Consider the following 13,225-nt stretch of genomic DNA (forward strand, 5'->3'; position numbering starts at 1 on the left):
CGCATGTTCCAGGTCGCCGAACTCGATCTCGACGGTGCCCGTTCCGAGCTGCGGCCCGCTCCGGGAGCGCCGCCCGTCGTCGCCGGCGAGGTGTTCGTGCTCGTACGCCTGCGAGGGCGGCCCGTCGCCAGCCTCACCGGGACCGTGCCCGAAGGCGCCGACCCGGCCACCGTACTCGCCGGGCTGGCCCGGCAGCGGCTGGACGAAACCGCCGGCGGCACACCGCCCCCCCGGCCTCCCCGCCGTGAACCACCGCCCGCCAGCGTGGTCGTCGCCACCCGCGAGCGGCCCGGCCGTCTCGCGACCGCTCTCGACTCGCTGCTCGCCCAGGACCACCCGGACTTCGGGATCGTCGTCGTGGACAACGCACCCCTCACCGACGCCACCCGGGATCTCGTCACCCACACGTACGCGGGCCGGGTTCACTACGTGCGCGAGCCCCTACCCGGTCTCGCCGCCGCGCACAACAGGGGCATCGCCGCAGCCGGCGGAGCCGTGCTCGCGTTCACGGACGACGACGTGATCGCCGACCCGCACTGGCTCAGCGCGCTCAGCGCGCCGTTCGCCGGAGATCCCCGTATCGGCTGTGTGACCGGTCTGATCCTCCCCGCACGGCTCACCACACCCGCGCAGATACTGCTCGAGAGCCACGGCGGCTTCGCCAAGGGCTTCACCGCCCGCACCTGGGACCCGGCCCGGCCGCCCGCCGCCACCGCCGAGCCGCTGTTCCCCTTCACTGCCGGGCGCTTCGGATCCGGCGCCAGCATGGCCTTCCGTGCCGACGCGCTGCGCGCCGTCGGCGGGTTCGACCCGGCCACGGGTACCGGGACGCCCGCACGGGGCGGGGACGATCTCTACGCCTTCGTGCGGATCCTGGCCGCCGGGCACCGGCTGCACTACACCCCCGACGCCGTCGTCTGGCACCACCACCGGGAGACCCCGCAGGACCTGCGCCTTCAGGCGTACGGCTACGGCGCCGGGCTCACGGCCTACCTGACCGCCCTCGTGGCCCGCCGCCCCGCGCTGCTGCCCGCGCTGCTCGCGCGGTTGCCGCGCGGCCTCTCCCACGCCCGTGCGATGACCGCCCGGCGGGGAGACGGGCAGGGCGGGGTGCCGGGAGAGCACGACGCCCGGCAGCACGCGTGGCCCCGGGAGCTGTCCCGGCTGGAGCGCCGGGGCATGCTGTACGGGCCCCTCGGCTATCTGCGCGCCCGTCGGCGGGTACGAGGGCTGCCGCTGCCCTGGAGGACCGGGGAGGCGACGCGATGAACGGTGGAAGTGTGCCGGTGTCCGCCCGTGTTCCCGTGCTGCTCTACCACGCCGTGATGGAGGACCCGCCCGGCTGGATCGCCGAATTCAGCGTCACGCCAAGGGACTTCGCCGCCCAGCTCGATGCCGTCCGGGCCAGCGGGCGGACCCCGGTGACCATCAGCGCCCTCACCGACCATCTCCGCGGCCGGGGCGCGCCGCTGCCGCCCCGGCCCGTGCTGCTGACCTTCGACGACGGCTTCGCCGATCTGCCGGGCCCCACGGCCGAGGCACTCGCCTCCCGCCACCTGCCCGCCACCGCCTACCTCACCACCGGCGCCATCACCCCGGGGCTGCGCAGCCTGCTGCCGCCCGCCCCGATGATGAGGCTGGCCCAGGCGCCGCTGCTGGAGCAGTACGGCATGGAGGTGGGCGGGCACACCGCCACCCATCCGCAGCTCGACACCCTCGGCCCCCGGCGCCTGCGGCACGAACTGCGCCACTCCAAGGCGGTCCTGGAGGACACCCTGGGCCACGAGGTGCGGCACCTGGCCTATCCGCACGGCTACAACAGCCGCGTTGTACGCCGCGCCGCCCGCGCCGCCGGATACGAGTCAGCCGTCGCCGTACGCCACGCGCTCAGCTCGGAGCGGGACGAGGCCTACCGCATCGCCCGGCTGATCGTGCGGCGCGGGCACACCGTGGCCGACGTCGAGGCGTGGATGGAGGGCACGGGAGCGCGGGTCGCGCCGTACCCGGACTCGCTGCCGACGATGGGGTGGCGGCTGTGGCGGCGGGCGCGGACGGCGGTGAGAGGCCCGGAGTTCGCCGGATGAGACATGAGCCCGGTGCCTGCCTATCAGTTGCGTACGCGTGCGAGAGCGGTGCAAATGCGCACCAGATTCCTATAATTCACTCAAGGGGGCAGCGGCGTGACGAGCCGCGACCACATCCGTGGGGGGAGTCGCGCCGTGCAGCAACGTGTGCCCACAGCGGTCACCGGTAGCGCCGTGCTGCCGCCGCCCCCCGCCGCACGGCGGCGCGGCCTCGCCCGGCCGACCGGCCGCCCCCAGACCCTGTTCAGCTGGCTGCCGCTGCTGGTGGCCGCGGGCCTCTGGCTGTACGCCGTGCCCCGCACCGACCTCCGCGACATCGGCGACTACGGTCTGCTCGACCGCTTCCCGCCCGCCTACTACGGCGCACTGGCCGTGCTCACGGCGGGCTTCCTGGTCACACTGCGGCGCGCCGGGACCGCTCCCTGGTGGCCTGCCGGGTACAGCCTGGCGATGCTCGTCGCGCTGAAGGCGCCGCCCGCGCTGCTCTACGACTCCGTGCGCTACGCCTGGGCGTCCAAGCACGACGCCGTGATCACCCGCATCCTGACCGAGGGCGCGGTCCATCCCACCGCCGAGCTGTCCGGCGGGATGTCCGCGTACGACCAGTGGCCCGGGTTCTTCTCACTCAACGCGGCGCTGGTGCGGGCCTTCGGCGTGGACGCGGCCGCCTCGTACATCAACTGGGCCCCCGTCGCACTGGGTGTGCTCACCCTGCCGGTGCTCGTGCTGGTCTACCGCACCTTCAGCGACGACTGGCGGCTGGTGTGGACGGCGGTGTGGATCTTCCAGCTCGCCAACTGGGTGGGGCAGGACTACCTCTCTCCGCAGGGTTTCGCGTATCTGCTCTATCTCGCCGTGCTCGCCGTGGTCGTACGGCACTTCGTGAAGCCGGGCTCCGCCGGGCGGCTGCGCGACCGGAGCAGGCTCGACCCGGCAGCCGCGGCCGTGCCGCCGCCCACCGGGGCCCGGCAGCGGGCGGTCGCCGTCGCGATCGTCGCCCCGCTGATCGGGGCGATCAACGCATCCCACCAGCTCACCCCGGTGATGCTGTGCGCCACGCTGGCCGTGCTCTGCCTCAGCCGCCGCTACCGCAACTGGGGGTTGCTCGCCGTCACCGTCCTGATCATGGTGGTCTGGGACCTCACCATGGGACGGGTGCTGTTCCTGGAGACGCTCGGCACGCTGCGCGCCTCGGCGGGCGATCTGCTGTCCAACTCCCGCGCGGGATACGCGGGTGAGCCGACCGGCCCGGGGCCCGAGCTGGTGGGCGCCGCCAATATCGCCATGGTGGGCGTCCTGGCGGTGCTCGCCGGTACGGCGGTGCTGCTGCGCCGCAGGCTGACCCGCAGTGCGCTGCCGCTGCTACTGGCCGCGGCGGCGCCGGTGCCGATGTTCGCCGTCAACGACTACGGCGGCGAAATGCTCTTCCGTGTCTACCTTTTCGGGCTGCCCGGCACCGCCTTCTTCGCCGCAGCAGCGCTCGTCCCGGCAGCGGCCGGCAGCGGCCGGGCCCGCATCGCCGCCCGCCGCACCGCGCTGGTCGCCCTGCCGCTCGCGCTCACGGCCCTGCTGGCCGGATTCCTGCCGTCGTACTACGGCAAGGAAGGCATGCACTACGCACCGCCCGCCGAACTCGCCCTGACCAGAAGGGCCTACGACCGCGCGCCGGAGGGGGCGCTGATCCTCGCCACGACTGGCTCCTTCCCCGGCGCGTACTACCGCTACGACCACTACGAACGCTGGTTCTTCACCGAGCAGGACATCCCGGAGAACCTGCGGATGCTCAAGGACCCGGCGGGTTATCTGGCGCGGGGGATCCCCGAGGGACGGCCCGCCTATGTGATCCTCACGCCGACCCAGGAGAAGGCGGTCACGGGTGAGGGCTACCTGCCGCCCGGTGGCTTCGCCGAGTTGAAGGCCGCGCTCAAGCAGTCCCCGCTCTTCCGCGTGGTCGAGGAGAGCGAGCACGGCTTGGTTCTCGTGCACGGCATCCGCTGACGGGAAGAGCCGGGAAGGGCCGGAAGAGCCGGAAGAGCCGGAAGAGCCGGGAAGAGCGAGGAAGGGCCAGGAGAAGCCGGGGGAGCCGGCGAGACCCAGGAGCATCTGATGACCGTGACAGGGAGATCACCATGCGGGCTGTGCACGCCATGAAGCCGAACCACCTCGGGCTCAGAACGGCCCTGGCCGCCTCCGGCTGGATCGCCCTCGCCGCGACCGCGCTGCCCGGCGGTTCGCCGCTGCGCTGGATCCCGGTCATGGCCTTCACCGTCATCGGACCCGGGCTCGCACTGCTGTATCCGCAGCCGGACGGCGGGGGACTGCGGCCGGGGGCACGGCTCGAGGCGCTGGCGCTCGCGGCCCCGGTCAGCCTCTCGCTGGGCGTGCTCACGGCCACCTCGCTGCTGCTCGTACGGACCTTCTCCGCCACGGCCTTCCTGGTGTCGCTCGCCTGCTTCGCCACACTCGCCGCCGCGCTGCCAGGGCTGCCGCTGCCCGCTGCCACCAGGGGAGCGGTCGAACGGACACACGCGACACCGGACCCCGGACCCGGGAGCGGTGGATGACGGGGCCGCACCTCGCACGCTCCGGTGGCACGAGGAGTACGTACGCCGCCGTCGTCCTCGCCACCATCGGTGCGCTGCTCGCCGGTCTCGGGATGTGGATCGCACACGGAGACGGGAAGGAGGACGACCCCGGCTCCCCGGGGGGCCGTGCCCTGCCCGGCGACGCGGCATCCGGCGCGCTCCCCCAGGGCTCCTGCGCGCCCACAGAGCAGCTGGAGCCCCGCTGCGGGGCCTGGTGGGGCGCCTATGTCCCGTACGCCCCCAGCGGCTCGCTCACCGAAGCGGTGTACGCGTTCGAGGAGAAGATCGGCCGCAGGCTCGATCTCGTCTACAACTACCACGACATGTCCCGCACCCCGCTGGACGGCGAGCTGCTCACCCCCGACGAGCAGGAGCTGGGCCGGGACCGGCTGCTGATGCTGGCCTGGGAGTCCACCGTGTGGACCGAGCCGCACCACGCCAACTGGACGGAGACCCAGCTCGGCTGGAAGAACATCGCCTCCGGAGCGTATGACCGCGACATCATCGACCCGCAGGCACGGCGGCTGAAGGCGTACGGCAAGCGCCTGTTCCTCTCCTTCGACCAGGAGACCGACTTCCGCATCAGGGAAGGCGCGGGCACTCCCGAGGAGTTCGTCGCCGCCTACCGCCATCTCCACGACCGGTTCCGCAGCCTGGGTGTCGACAACGTGGTGTGGGTGTGGACCGTTTCCGGCTACCTCGGCAACGCCGAGTTGATGAAGCGGCTCTATCCGGGTGATGACTACGTGGACTGGATCGGCATGGACCAGTACAACTACTACCTCTGCCACAAGTCCCCGGACTGGCTGGACTTCGACCGCAGCCAGCGCCCCTCCTACGACTGGCTGCGCGAGCACGTCTCCGACCGCAAGCCGCTGATGCTCGCGGAGTTCGCCACCGCGCCCGATCCGGTGCGGCCCCAGCGCCAGCGCGACTGGTACGCCCGTGTCCCCGAGATCGCCCCGACGCTGCCCCGGGTGCGGGCGCTGGTGCACTGGAACCGCGCGGTTCCGGGCCCGGGCTGCGACCTCACCGTCAACGACGGCCCTGGGCTCGAGGGTTACCGGATCGCCGGTCGGGACGGCTACTTCGGACAGCCCGTCCCGACCCGCTGACACCACCCCTGAGAGTGCGATACGCCAGCGAGACCACGGTCACCGCCGCGCAGCCCAGAGACATCGGCAGCGGGGCCGCCGCGAAGGCGTCCTGAGCCGCCCAGCCCACCACGGCGAGCACCCACAGCGCGCCCGCCGTGAACCGGGCGGGCACGGCGACGGCGGCCAGCGACAGGGCCACAAGTCCCAGGCACAGCAACTGGAGCACGAACGGCAGCACCGCGAGCACGTCGCCCCGGGGCAAGGACTCCAGACTGTCGAAGGAGTCCAGGAGGCCCAGGGACTCCAGCCAGGGGCCATGCGCGGGCCGTGGCCGGACTCCGAGCAGCGGCGGGGCCGTGTGCAGGGCGGCCACGGTGGTCAGCAGCGCGGTGGTGACCAGCTCCGGGCACAGCCGCCGCAATGACAGCGCCGCGACGTACACCACGATCAGCAGCACGCCCGCGGCGACGGTCACCGGAGGCAGCGCGTGGAGCAGCTCGGTCCCGGACAGCCGCCCGGGGCCGATACCGTCCGCCCGGATGAGCGGTGCCCAGAACAACGCGGCGGCGAGCACCAGCAGCAGCCACAGGCAGGCGGCCGGCCGGAAGCCGGCGTCCCGGCCCGCTGCGGCCGCCTCGTGGGCAGCCCGCTGATCCGCGGCCTGGCGCGCCCAGGCCGTCCCGTACTCCGGTACGCGCCGCGGCCGCGCGACACGGCCCGGACGCGGCGCCCGGCCCGCCAGCGCGGCCCTGACCCCCGGTGCCGAGGCGAGGGCCGTCACCGTCATGGACAGCAGCACCGCGAGCCCCGCGCCCGAGATCCCCACGGGCCCGAGCAGCAACGCCGTACTCCCCAGTACCAGCGCGCACATGACTCCCTGGAGCACCGCCAGTACGCCTGTGCGTCCCTGGACCCGCAGCACGCCTATGTACAGCTCGACCACGACCCGGGGCAGCGCCGCCGCGGCCAGCAGCCGCAGCACCGTGGTGCCGTGCTCGGCGTAGTCCGGTCCGAACGGGGCGAGGATCTGCGGGGCGAACACCACGAGGACGAGCACCACGGGCACCAGCAGCAGCGCCATCCTGCGCAGCGCCCCCCGTACGCCACCGGCCAGGCTCTCCGGGCTGTGCGAGGCGTGCGCGGTCAGCGACGCGGCCATGTTGATGGCCATGAACTCCATGGTGCCGCCGACGGTGTACGCGATGTAGAAGAAGCCGTTGTGCGCGGCATCGAACCGCACGGCGACCATCACCGGCACCAGATTGATCATCGCCAGCGAGAACAGCGCGCCGACCGAGTCCCCCGCCAGGAACCGCCCGACGGCCCGCAGCCGCGGCGGTTCGCGGTCGTGGTCGGCCGCCGCCTGGCGCGGGATCAACCTGTGGAACACCAGCCAGCCCAGCGGCAGCACGGACAGCGCGATGGCCGCCGCCCAGGAGACGAACACCCCCAGCACCGGCACGGCGGTGGCGAACACGACGAGCAGCAGCAGCTTGCCCAGCGAGAACACGGCGTTGCCGACGGGCACCCAGACCGCCTTGCGCAGCCCGGTCAGCACCCCGTCCTGGAGGGTCAGCAGCGCCCAGCCGACACAGGCGGCGGTGAAGACCAGTCCGGCAGTCGGACCGTGCAGGGGCGCGTAGGAGGGCCCCCACAGGTCGAGCGTGAGGAGGAAGCCCGCGCACACCAGGCACACGACGGCGGAACTGACCGCGTACGCACGCCACACCAGCCCGGCCGTGGCCCGCCCGGCCCTGGGCACGTACCGCACCACGGCACCGATCATCGTGGTGGCGGTGACCGATGCGAGCAGCCGCATCGCCGCGATAGCGGCGGAGCCCTGCCCGACCGACTCCTCGGTGTAGTACCGCGCGGCCACCAGCCAGAACCCGAGCCCGAGCGCCGCCGATACGCCGGTCGACAGCATCAGCGCATAGGCGTTGCGGAACATGGAGTCCCCGCCGCCCTGCCGGGTGCCCGGGGCGGTCTTCCCGGCGACCTCCGGCGCAGCCGCGCCGCTTCCGCGTCCGCTCAGTCTCGCGGTCTCAGCCACCGGTCCCGTCCCGGTGCGGGCCGGTCTTCCCGGATGCCTGCCCGTCGGGGGCCCCGTCGGCGGGGCGGATGCCCTCCTCGTGCAGCACCGCCAGGATCCGTGCCGCCTTCAGCGGGTCGGCGGGCAGGGCGTGGCGGGCGAACCAGCGGGCGGGACCGGGGTTCGGGGACGGGTCCGTGAACAGCTCGGATGCGTAGTCGTCGAGCGGCGGGTCGTAGAGATAGCCGGTGGTGATGCGGCGGCGCGCCAGGGCCGCGATGGCCGCGTCCCGGTCGGCCACCAGGAGCGGGACGCGGAACAGTGGTTGTACGGGGCCGGGCCCCTGCGCCCCCCACGGGCTGTCCAACAGCCTTCGCGTGCCGTCCAGATGGGCCGCCAGGCGTTCGTCCAGACGGTCGAGGAGCCGGGCTGTGCGCCGCAGCCGTGCCTGTCCCGGCGCGATCCGGTAGTCGTGCAGATCGACCCGCACCCAGGAGTGGAACGGTCCGAGCGCCGGGGCCCCGGCGACCGCCCGCTCCAGCTCAGCGGCGCGCAGCGGCATACGTATCTCCCGGCGCTCCTCCATCCCGAGCAGCCGCATCACCGCCCGCGCCGCGCGCACCAGCCGCAGTCCGCGTACCCCTGCCTCCGCGTACGGCCGCAGGACGTAGGCGAGTTCGGATGCCGCACGTGCCGGCAGGAGCAGATCGTCGCGGGCCTCTTCGAGCGCTGCGCGCCGTGCCGGGTCGGCGACGGTCAGGAAGCCGCCGGTCCCGGCCGCGGTGTGCTTGGAGAGCGAGAACACCGACGCGTCGCCGTAGTCGCCGACCGGCCGCCCGTCAGCCACCCGTGAGCCGATCGCGTGCGCCGCGTCCTCGATCAGCGGGATGCCCAGCGCGTCACAGCGGGCGCGCAGCCCGGGCGCCGGTTCGGGGTTGCCGTAGAGGTTCGTGGTGAGTACGGCGGAGAGGCCCCGCCACACCGGGTCGGGGACGGCCGCCGTGTCGATGGAGCCGTCCCGGGCGCGCAGTGGCGCCTGTACCGGCCGCAGTCCGGCCGCGAGCACCACGAAGAAGACGACGTCGTCGTTGACGGGCGACATCAGCAGCCGCCCACCGGGTCTGCACCAGTGACGCAGCGCCAGGTACAGCCCGAAGCGGCACGACGGCACGTACAGGCACTCCCTGCCGGTGCGGTCGCGCATCCACGCGTCCAGTGCCCCGTTGATCGCCATATGGCCCCCCTGCACCCCGGGCTCAATGTGGCGCATTCCGGACCGCACCGTCAATAAGGCGGAAGGGCCCATCCCTTGACGGAATGGACCCTTCGGGAGCCTTCGGAAAGGCGCGTGGGACGAGGTGTCACTCCTCGACCGTGAGGCCCTTTCTGAGCTTGTTCAGCGTGCGCGCGAGCAGCCGGGACACGTGCATCTGCGAGATGCCCAGCTCTTCGCCGATCTCCGACTGGGTCATGCCCGCGACGAAGCGCAGCGAGAGGATCTTGCGGTCGCGCGGCGGCAGCGAGGCGATCAGCGGCTTGAGCGACTCGATGTACTCGATGCCCTCGAGGCCGTGGTCCTCGTAGCCGATCCGGTCGGCCAGCGCACCCTCCGAGTCGTCCTCCTCGGGCTGGGCGTCCAGCGAGCTCGCGGTGTACGCGTTGCTCGCGGCCATGCCTTCGACGACCTCGTCCTTGCTGATGCCGAGACGCTCGGCGAGCTCACCGACGGTCGGTGCGCGGTCGAACTTCTGGGCGAGCTCGTCGCCGGCCTTCGCGAGGTCCAGGCGGAGCTCCTGGAGGCGGCGCGGTACGCGTACGGACCAGGAGGTGTCACGGAAGAACCGCTTGATCTCGCCGACGATGGTCGGCATCGCGAAGGTGGGGAACTCGACACCGCGGCTGAGCTGGAAGCGGTCGATCGCCTTGATGAGGCCGATTGTGCCGACCTGGATGATGTCCTCCATCGGCTCGCTGCGGGAGCGGAACCGCGAAGCGGCGAACTTGACCAGCGCCAGGTTCAGTTCGACGAGTGTGTTGCGGACGTACGCGTACTCGTGCGTGCCTTCCTCGAGTGCTTCGAGGCGGGCGAAGAGGGTCTTGGACAGCGCCCGGGCGTCCACGGCGCCCACTTCTTCGAAGGGCGGGATGTCCGGGAGGTCCAGCAGCTCTTCGTGCTGCTCGGGCCGCGTCGCGGTGTGTCCGGTGAGCTCGGTGTGCGTGGGGTTGCCGAGCGGTGCGGTGTCGTCGAGGTGATCGTGCGGACGTGTCGACGTCGCGTGCGGGGTCCGCGTTTCGTCGAGCCGGGGTGACATGGTCTCCTCCATCGTTCTCGGCACATGGCTGCCGACGCCTGATTGCTGCTCTGCGGTTTGCGGCGCCTCCGAAGCCGTCTCGTGTTGGTAGGTGTCCCTACTAGCCCTACCCGGTTTTTACTCGACATGGCAAGTGTCGTATGTCATATAAGTCCCTTTTGTGGGGGAGTTGGAGGGCTAACCGGCCCCCGCTCGCGGCGCGGAAGGCGTACTGTTCTGAAGGCGTCAAAGACGCCCAGTGCATCGGCGATATCGGCGAAGAGGGTGGGCATGGATCGCGGGACGGTCAGTAACGCCAATCCGGTCCGGCTTCGGGTGGAAGTCCGGACCGAAGGCCGGAGTGAAATCGTCACGCCGGCGGGTGAGCTCGATCACCACACGGCCGATCTGTTGCGTACGCCACTCGAGGAAGCCGTGGAGCAAGGGCGTGCGCGCTTGGTCGTGGACTGCTCACTCCTCGAGTTCTGCGACTCCACCGGCCTCAACGTGCTGCTCGGTGCGCGCCTGAAAGCCGAGGCCGCGGGGGGTGCGGTACATCTGGCCGGAATGCGCCCCATCGTCGCCAGGGTGTTCGAGATCACAGGGGCAGAGGCCGTGTTCACGGTCCATGACTCCCTGGCAGCGGCCCTCGCGGACTGACTGTCGAATTCCGGTCCGGCTGATCGGGTGTTGTCCCGATTCGGCCGGGCAGAAGACCCCCCGCAGACCCGCGTGTCTCCTCCACACGCTCTGTACTTACGTAATCGCGAACTGGTGAATCGGTGAGGTGAAGCGCTGATGAGCACCACCCGGCAGCATCCGCCGGGCGACCGCGGCCCGGAACCGGACGGCGCTCCTGCCGACGCCTCCGTGGCCTCCGGACCCGCCTCCGCTGGCCACGACGGCATGGTGCGCACTCTCCTGCTCGGGAGCGCCAGCGGCATTGTTCCGCTAGCCCGTGACTTCACGCGGCAGGCGCTGTACGACTGGGGCTGGCTGCCCGCGCCGTCCGCGGACCGCCGCGCCGCGGCCGAGGACGTGCTGCTTGTCGTCTCGGAGCTGGTCACCAACGCCTGTCTGCATGCAGAGGGCCCGGAAGAGCTGCGCGTGTCCTGCCAGGGGAAGGTGTTGCGCCTGGAGGTCGCCGACCGTGGCGCGGGCCACCCCGCACCCCGCACCCCGCACCGGTCCGGGCGGCCCGGAGGGCACGGGATGTTCATCGTGCAGCGCCTCTGCCTGGACTGGGGCGTACGGCGGATCCCGGGGGCGCCCGGCAAGACCGTATGGGCGGAGCTTGCCGCGCCCTCCTAGACGACCGGGGTTCCGGCGAAACCCGGAACTGCGGGGTACCGGCTGCGCCGGCCGTCGTGACGGCCTTCGTGTGAGCCGTTTTTGAAGCTGTTGTGGAGCACGGCGATCCGCCGTGCTCTTTGTCTTCCCTCCATCAGGGCCCAGGCGTACCTTGAGCGCCCGATCTGATGTGCCGTCAGTATCTTCTGGCGGCGTTCCGGCCTTGAGGGGGCTCGAGGTGTCATACCGGAAACGGACAGCTCTTACGCTCGCAGCGGCTCTGGCGGGCTCGGTGGTCCTGACGGCCGCCCCCGCCGCACACGCCGACGTCGTCAATGTGGACTACCAGTGCCAGACCCCGATCGGCCCCAAGGGTGCCGTGTCGCCGATCGACATCAAGGCCGTCAAGAGCGGCGGTGGTTACCGGCTCACCATGTCGTTCGAGAAGGGCGTCTCGTCCAGCCCGGTCGAGCTGGGCAAGGGGGCGATGAACCCCAGCGCGCAGATCAAACTGGGCGGAGCCGGCAGCGGGTCGCTGACCGTGTCCGGCCCGGCGAACTCCGAGGCGATTCCGCCCAACACCCCCATCAAGATCAGTGACTTGTCGGGCACGTACACCCCGAAGAAGACCGGGAAGGTCACCTTCACGGCGGGTGTGCTCACCATCAAGGCCCTGGGGACCACCACCACCTGCACCCCGCGGAACAGCCCCGTGCCCTCGCTCACCCTCGACGTGCGGGGGTCGGGCGGCGGGTCGGGTGATACGCAGACGAGCTCGGGTTCGGACTCGGGTACGGACACGTCATCGGCCACGGGGTCGGGTTCGGGCAGCGAGCTGCCCCGGACCGGACCGGTGGATTCCGCTCTCGCCCTCGGCACGCTGGGCGGCACGGTGCTGCTCACCGGAGCCGCGGGAGTGCTGTGGCTCACCCGCCGCGGCACCCGGTCCACGAGCTGAACCGCCGTGCTCGCCGCCGCCACCGCAGCACTGCTCTGTGCGCTGTCCACGGCCGTGCCCGCGGCACCCGCCCCGTCCGGTGGGTCAGCCGCGCCGTGGACGGCCCAGCCTGCGGCGGGCGGCAGGCCCTACGTCTATCTGGAGGGACCGCCGGGCACGGTGCTGGAGGACGCGTTGTCGGTGACCAACCGAGGTGACCGGCCGCTGACCGTGCGGCTGGCCACCAAGGAGGGCAGGACCGCCGCCTGGATCGCGCTCGCGTCCGACCGGCTGACCGTCCCGCCCCGCACCCGCGCCGACATCCCCTTCGCCGTCACCGTGCCGACCGCCGCCGTGCCCGGTGACCACTCTGCCGCACTGGTCGCGACCGTGGCGGGCAGGCAGTCCGCCGTTCGCGTCCGGTTGCGGATCAGCGGTCCCAGCCTGGCCGCGCTCACCGTCGAGGACGTACGCCTGGACGGCGAGCGGATCCATTACGCCTTGGTCAACCGTGGTAACACCGTGCTGTCACCGCGACTCGCGGTGCGTGCTCACGGCCTGACCAGGCAACTGCTGGCACGCCCCGCCCGCCCGCTGCCCGTGACCCTGCCCCCGGGCAGGCGTATCGAGCTCACCGAACCCTGGCCCGATCCGCCGGGTCTTGACTCCGTCGACGTGTCCCTCCAGGCGACCGCGGCAGGGGGTGCGCACGCCGAGGGGACCGCCGAGGCGCTCTATGTCTCGCCGGGCGCCGCGGGGGCGGTCGGGGCGCTCGGGCTCGGGATCGTGGCCGGGGGAGCGGCGCTGTGGCGGGTACGCCGTCGCGGCCGGCACCCGTACGACGACGACACGGCGACGATGGGAGCGGTGTGGTGAGGACGACGATCCGGCCCGGGGTGCTGCTGTCTG

Annotated in this window: 12 protein-coding genes; 9 read left to right on the forward strand and 3 right to left on the reverse strand. The window is 72.0% G+C overall.

Annotation, left to right across the window (positions count from 1 at the left end):
• The first annotated feature begins 3 nt into the window (after positions 1–3).
• The 5 genes from ABZ532_RS12300 to ABZ532_RS12320 all read left to right on the forward strand — a co-directional run bounded on the left by ABZ532_RS12300 (position 4) and on the right by ABZ532_RS12320 (position 5,784).
• Complete coding sequence (locus tag ABZ532_RS12300; RefSeq protein ID WP_361281558.1) at positions 4–1,269, forward strand: glycosyltransferase; 1,266 nt, start codon at positions 4–6, stop codon at positions 1,267–1,269.
• Entirely contained in the window at positions 1,266–2,084 is an 819-nt protein-coding gene (locus ABZ532_RS12305) for a polysaccharide deacetylase family protein (protein ID WP_361281560.1), read from the forward strand. The genes ABZ532_RS12300 and ABZ532_RS12305 overlap by 4 nt, the downstream gene beginning before the upstream one ends.
• A gap of 135 nt (positions 2,085–2,219) precedes the next feature.
• The gene (locus ABZ532_RS12310; RefSeq protein ID WP_361281563.1) at positions 2,220–4,082 is read left to right on the forward strand and encodes a hypothetical protein; all 1,863 of its coding nucleotides are present in this window, start codon (positions 2,220–2,222) and stop codon (positions 4,080–4,082) included.
• A gap of 131 nt (positions 4,083–4,213) precedes the next feature.
• Positions 4,214–4,648, forward strand: coding sequence for a hypothetical protein (locus tag ABZ532_RS12315; protein WP_361281565.1), 435 nt, complete (start codon positions 4,214–4,216; stop codon positions 4,646–4,648).
• A complete protein-coding gene (locus ABZ532_RS12320; RefSeq protein ID WP_361281567.1) occupies positions 4,645–5,784 on the forward strand; it encodes a glycosyl hydrolase in 1,140 nt (379 codons plus the stop codon). The genes ABZ532_RS12315 and ABZ532_RS12320 overlap by 4 nt, the downstream gene beginning before the upstream one ends.
• Here ABZ532_RS12320 and ABZ532_RS12325 read toward each other — a convergent pair.
• The 3 genes from ABZ532_RS12325 to ABZ532_RS12335 form a co-directional block, all read right to left on the reverse strand.
• Positions 5,705–7,717: a lipopolysaccharide biosynthesis protein gene (locus ABZ532_RS12325; RefSeq protein WP_361281705.1), complete on the reverse strand. Its 2,013-nt coding sequence runs from the start codon at positions 7,715–7,717 to the stop codon at positions 5,705–5,707. The two genes, ABZ532_RS12320 and ABZ532_RS12325, sit on opposite strands and share 80 nt — an antisense overlap.
• A gap of 94 nt (positions 7,718–7,811) precedes the next feature.
• Positions 7,812–9,002 (reverse strand): DegT/DnrJ/EryC1/StrS family aminotransferase, encoded by a 1,191-nt coding sequence (locus ABZ532_RS12330; protein ID WP_361281707.1) that lies wholly within the window; start codon positions 9,000–9,002, stop codon positions 7,812–7,814.
• Between the two features lie 157 nt (positions 9,003–9,159).
• Complete coding sequence (locus ABZ532_RS12335) at positions 9,160–10,110, reverse strand: RNA polymerase sigma factor SigF (protein WP_361281570.1); 951 nt, start codon at positions 10,108–10,110, stop codon at positions 9,160–9,162.
• Positions 10,111–10,380: 270 nt separating this feature from the next.
• On the opposite strand from ABZ532_RS12335, the gene ABZ532_RS12340 reads away from it, so the two are divergent.
• From ABZ532_RS12340 to ABZ532_RS12355, 4 genes are all read left to right on the forward strand, one after another.
• Complete coding sequence (locus tag ABZ532_RS12340; protein WP_361281572.1) at positions 10,381–10,749, forward strand: STAS domain-containing protein; 369 nt, start codon at positions 10,381–10,383, stop codon at positions 10,747–10,749.
• A gap of 138 nt (positions 10,750–10,887) precedes the next feature.
• Positions 10,888–11,400: an ATP-binding protein gene (locus ABZ532_RS12345; protein ID WP_361281574.1), complete on the forward strand. Its 513-nt coding sequence runs from the start codon at positions 10,888–10,890 to the stop codon at positions 11,398–11,400.
• A gap of 217 nt (positions 11,401–11,617) precedes the next feature.
• Complete coding sequence (locus ABZ532_RS12350; RefSeq protein WP_361281577.1) at positions 11,618–12,337, forward strand: peptidase; 720 nt, start codon at positions 11,618–11,620, stop codon at positions 12,335–12,337.
• Positions 12,338–12,343: 6 nt separating this feature from the next.
• Positions 12,344–13,192 (forward strand): hypothetical protein, encoded by an 849-nt coding sequence (locus tag ABZ532_RS12355; protein WP_361281580.1) that lies wholly within the window; start codon positions 12,344–12,346, stop codon positions 13,190–13,192.
• Positions 13,193–13,225: the final 33 nt, after the last annotated feature.

The organism is Streptomyces sp. NPDC019396 (assembly GCF_040632375.1).
In the GTDB taxonomy this organism is placed as follows: Bacteria; Actinomycetota; Actinomycetes; order Streptomycetales; family Streptomycetaceae; genus Streptomyces.

Excerpts from the sequence above, each read along its gene's own strand:
- ABZ532_RS12330 (WP_361281707.1), bottom strand. The coding sequence starts at position 9,002 with ATGCGCGACCGCACCGGCAGGGAGTGCCTGTACGTGCCGTCGTGCCGC.
- ABZ532_RS12335 (WP_361281570.1), bottom strand. The coding sequence starts at position 10,110 with ATGTCACCCCGGCTCGACGAAACGCGGACCCCGCACGCGACGTCGACA.
- ABZ532_RS12305 (WP_361281560.1), top strand. The coding sequence starts at position 1,266 with ATGAACGGTGGAAGTGTGCCGGTGTCCGCCCGTGTTCCCGTGCTGCTC.
- ABZ532_RS12345 (WP_361281574.1), top strand. The coding sequence starts at position 10,888 with ATGAGCACCACCCGGCAGCATCCGCCGGGCGACCGCGGCCCGGAACCG.
- ABZ532_RS12300 (WP_361281558.1), top strand. The coding sequence starts at position 4 with ATGTTCCAGGTCGCCGAACTCGATCTCGACGGTGCCCGTTCCGAGCTG.
- ABZ532_RS12315 (WP_361281565.1), top strand. The coding sequence starts at position 4,214 with ATGCGGGCTGTGCACGCCATGAAGCCGAACCACCTCGGGCTCAGAACG.
- ABZ532_RS12340 (WP_361281572.1), top strand. The coding sequence starts at position 10,381 with ATGGATCGCGGGACGGTCAGTAACGCCAATCCGGTCCGGCTTCGGGTG.
- ABZ532_RS12320 (WP_361281567.1), top strand. The coding sequence starts at position 4,645 with ATGACGGGGCCGCACCTCGCACGCTCCGGTGGCACGAGGAGTACGTAC.
- ABZ532_RS12325 (WP_361281705.1), bottom strand. The coding sequence starts at position 7,717 with ATGTTCCGCAACGCCTATGCGCTGATGCTGTCGACCGGCGTATCGGCG.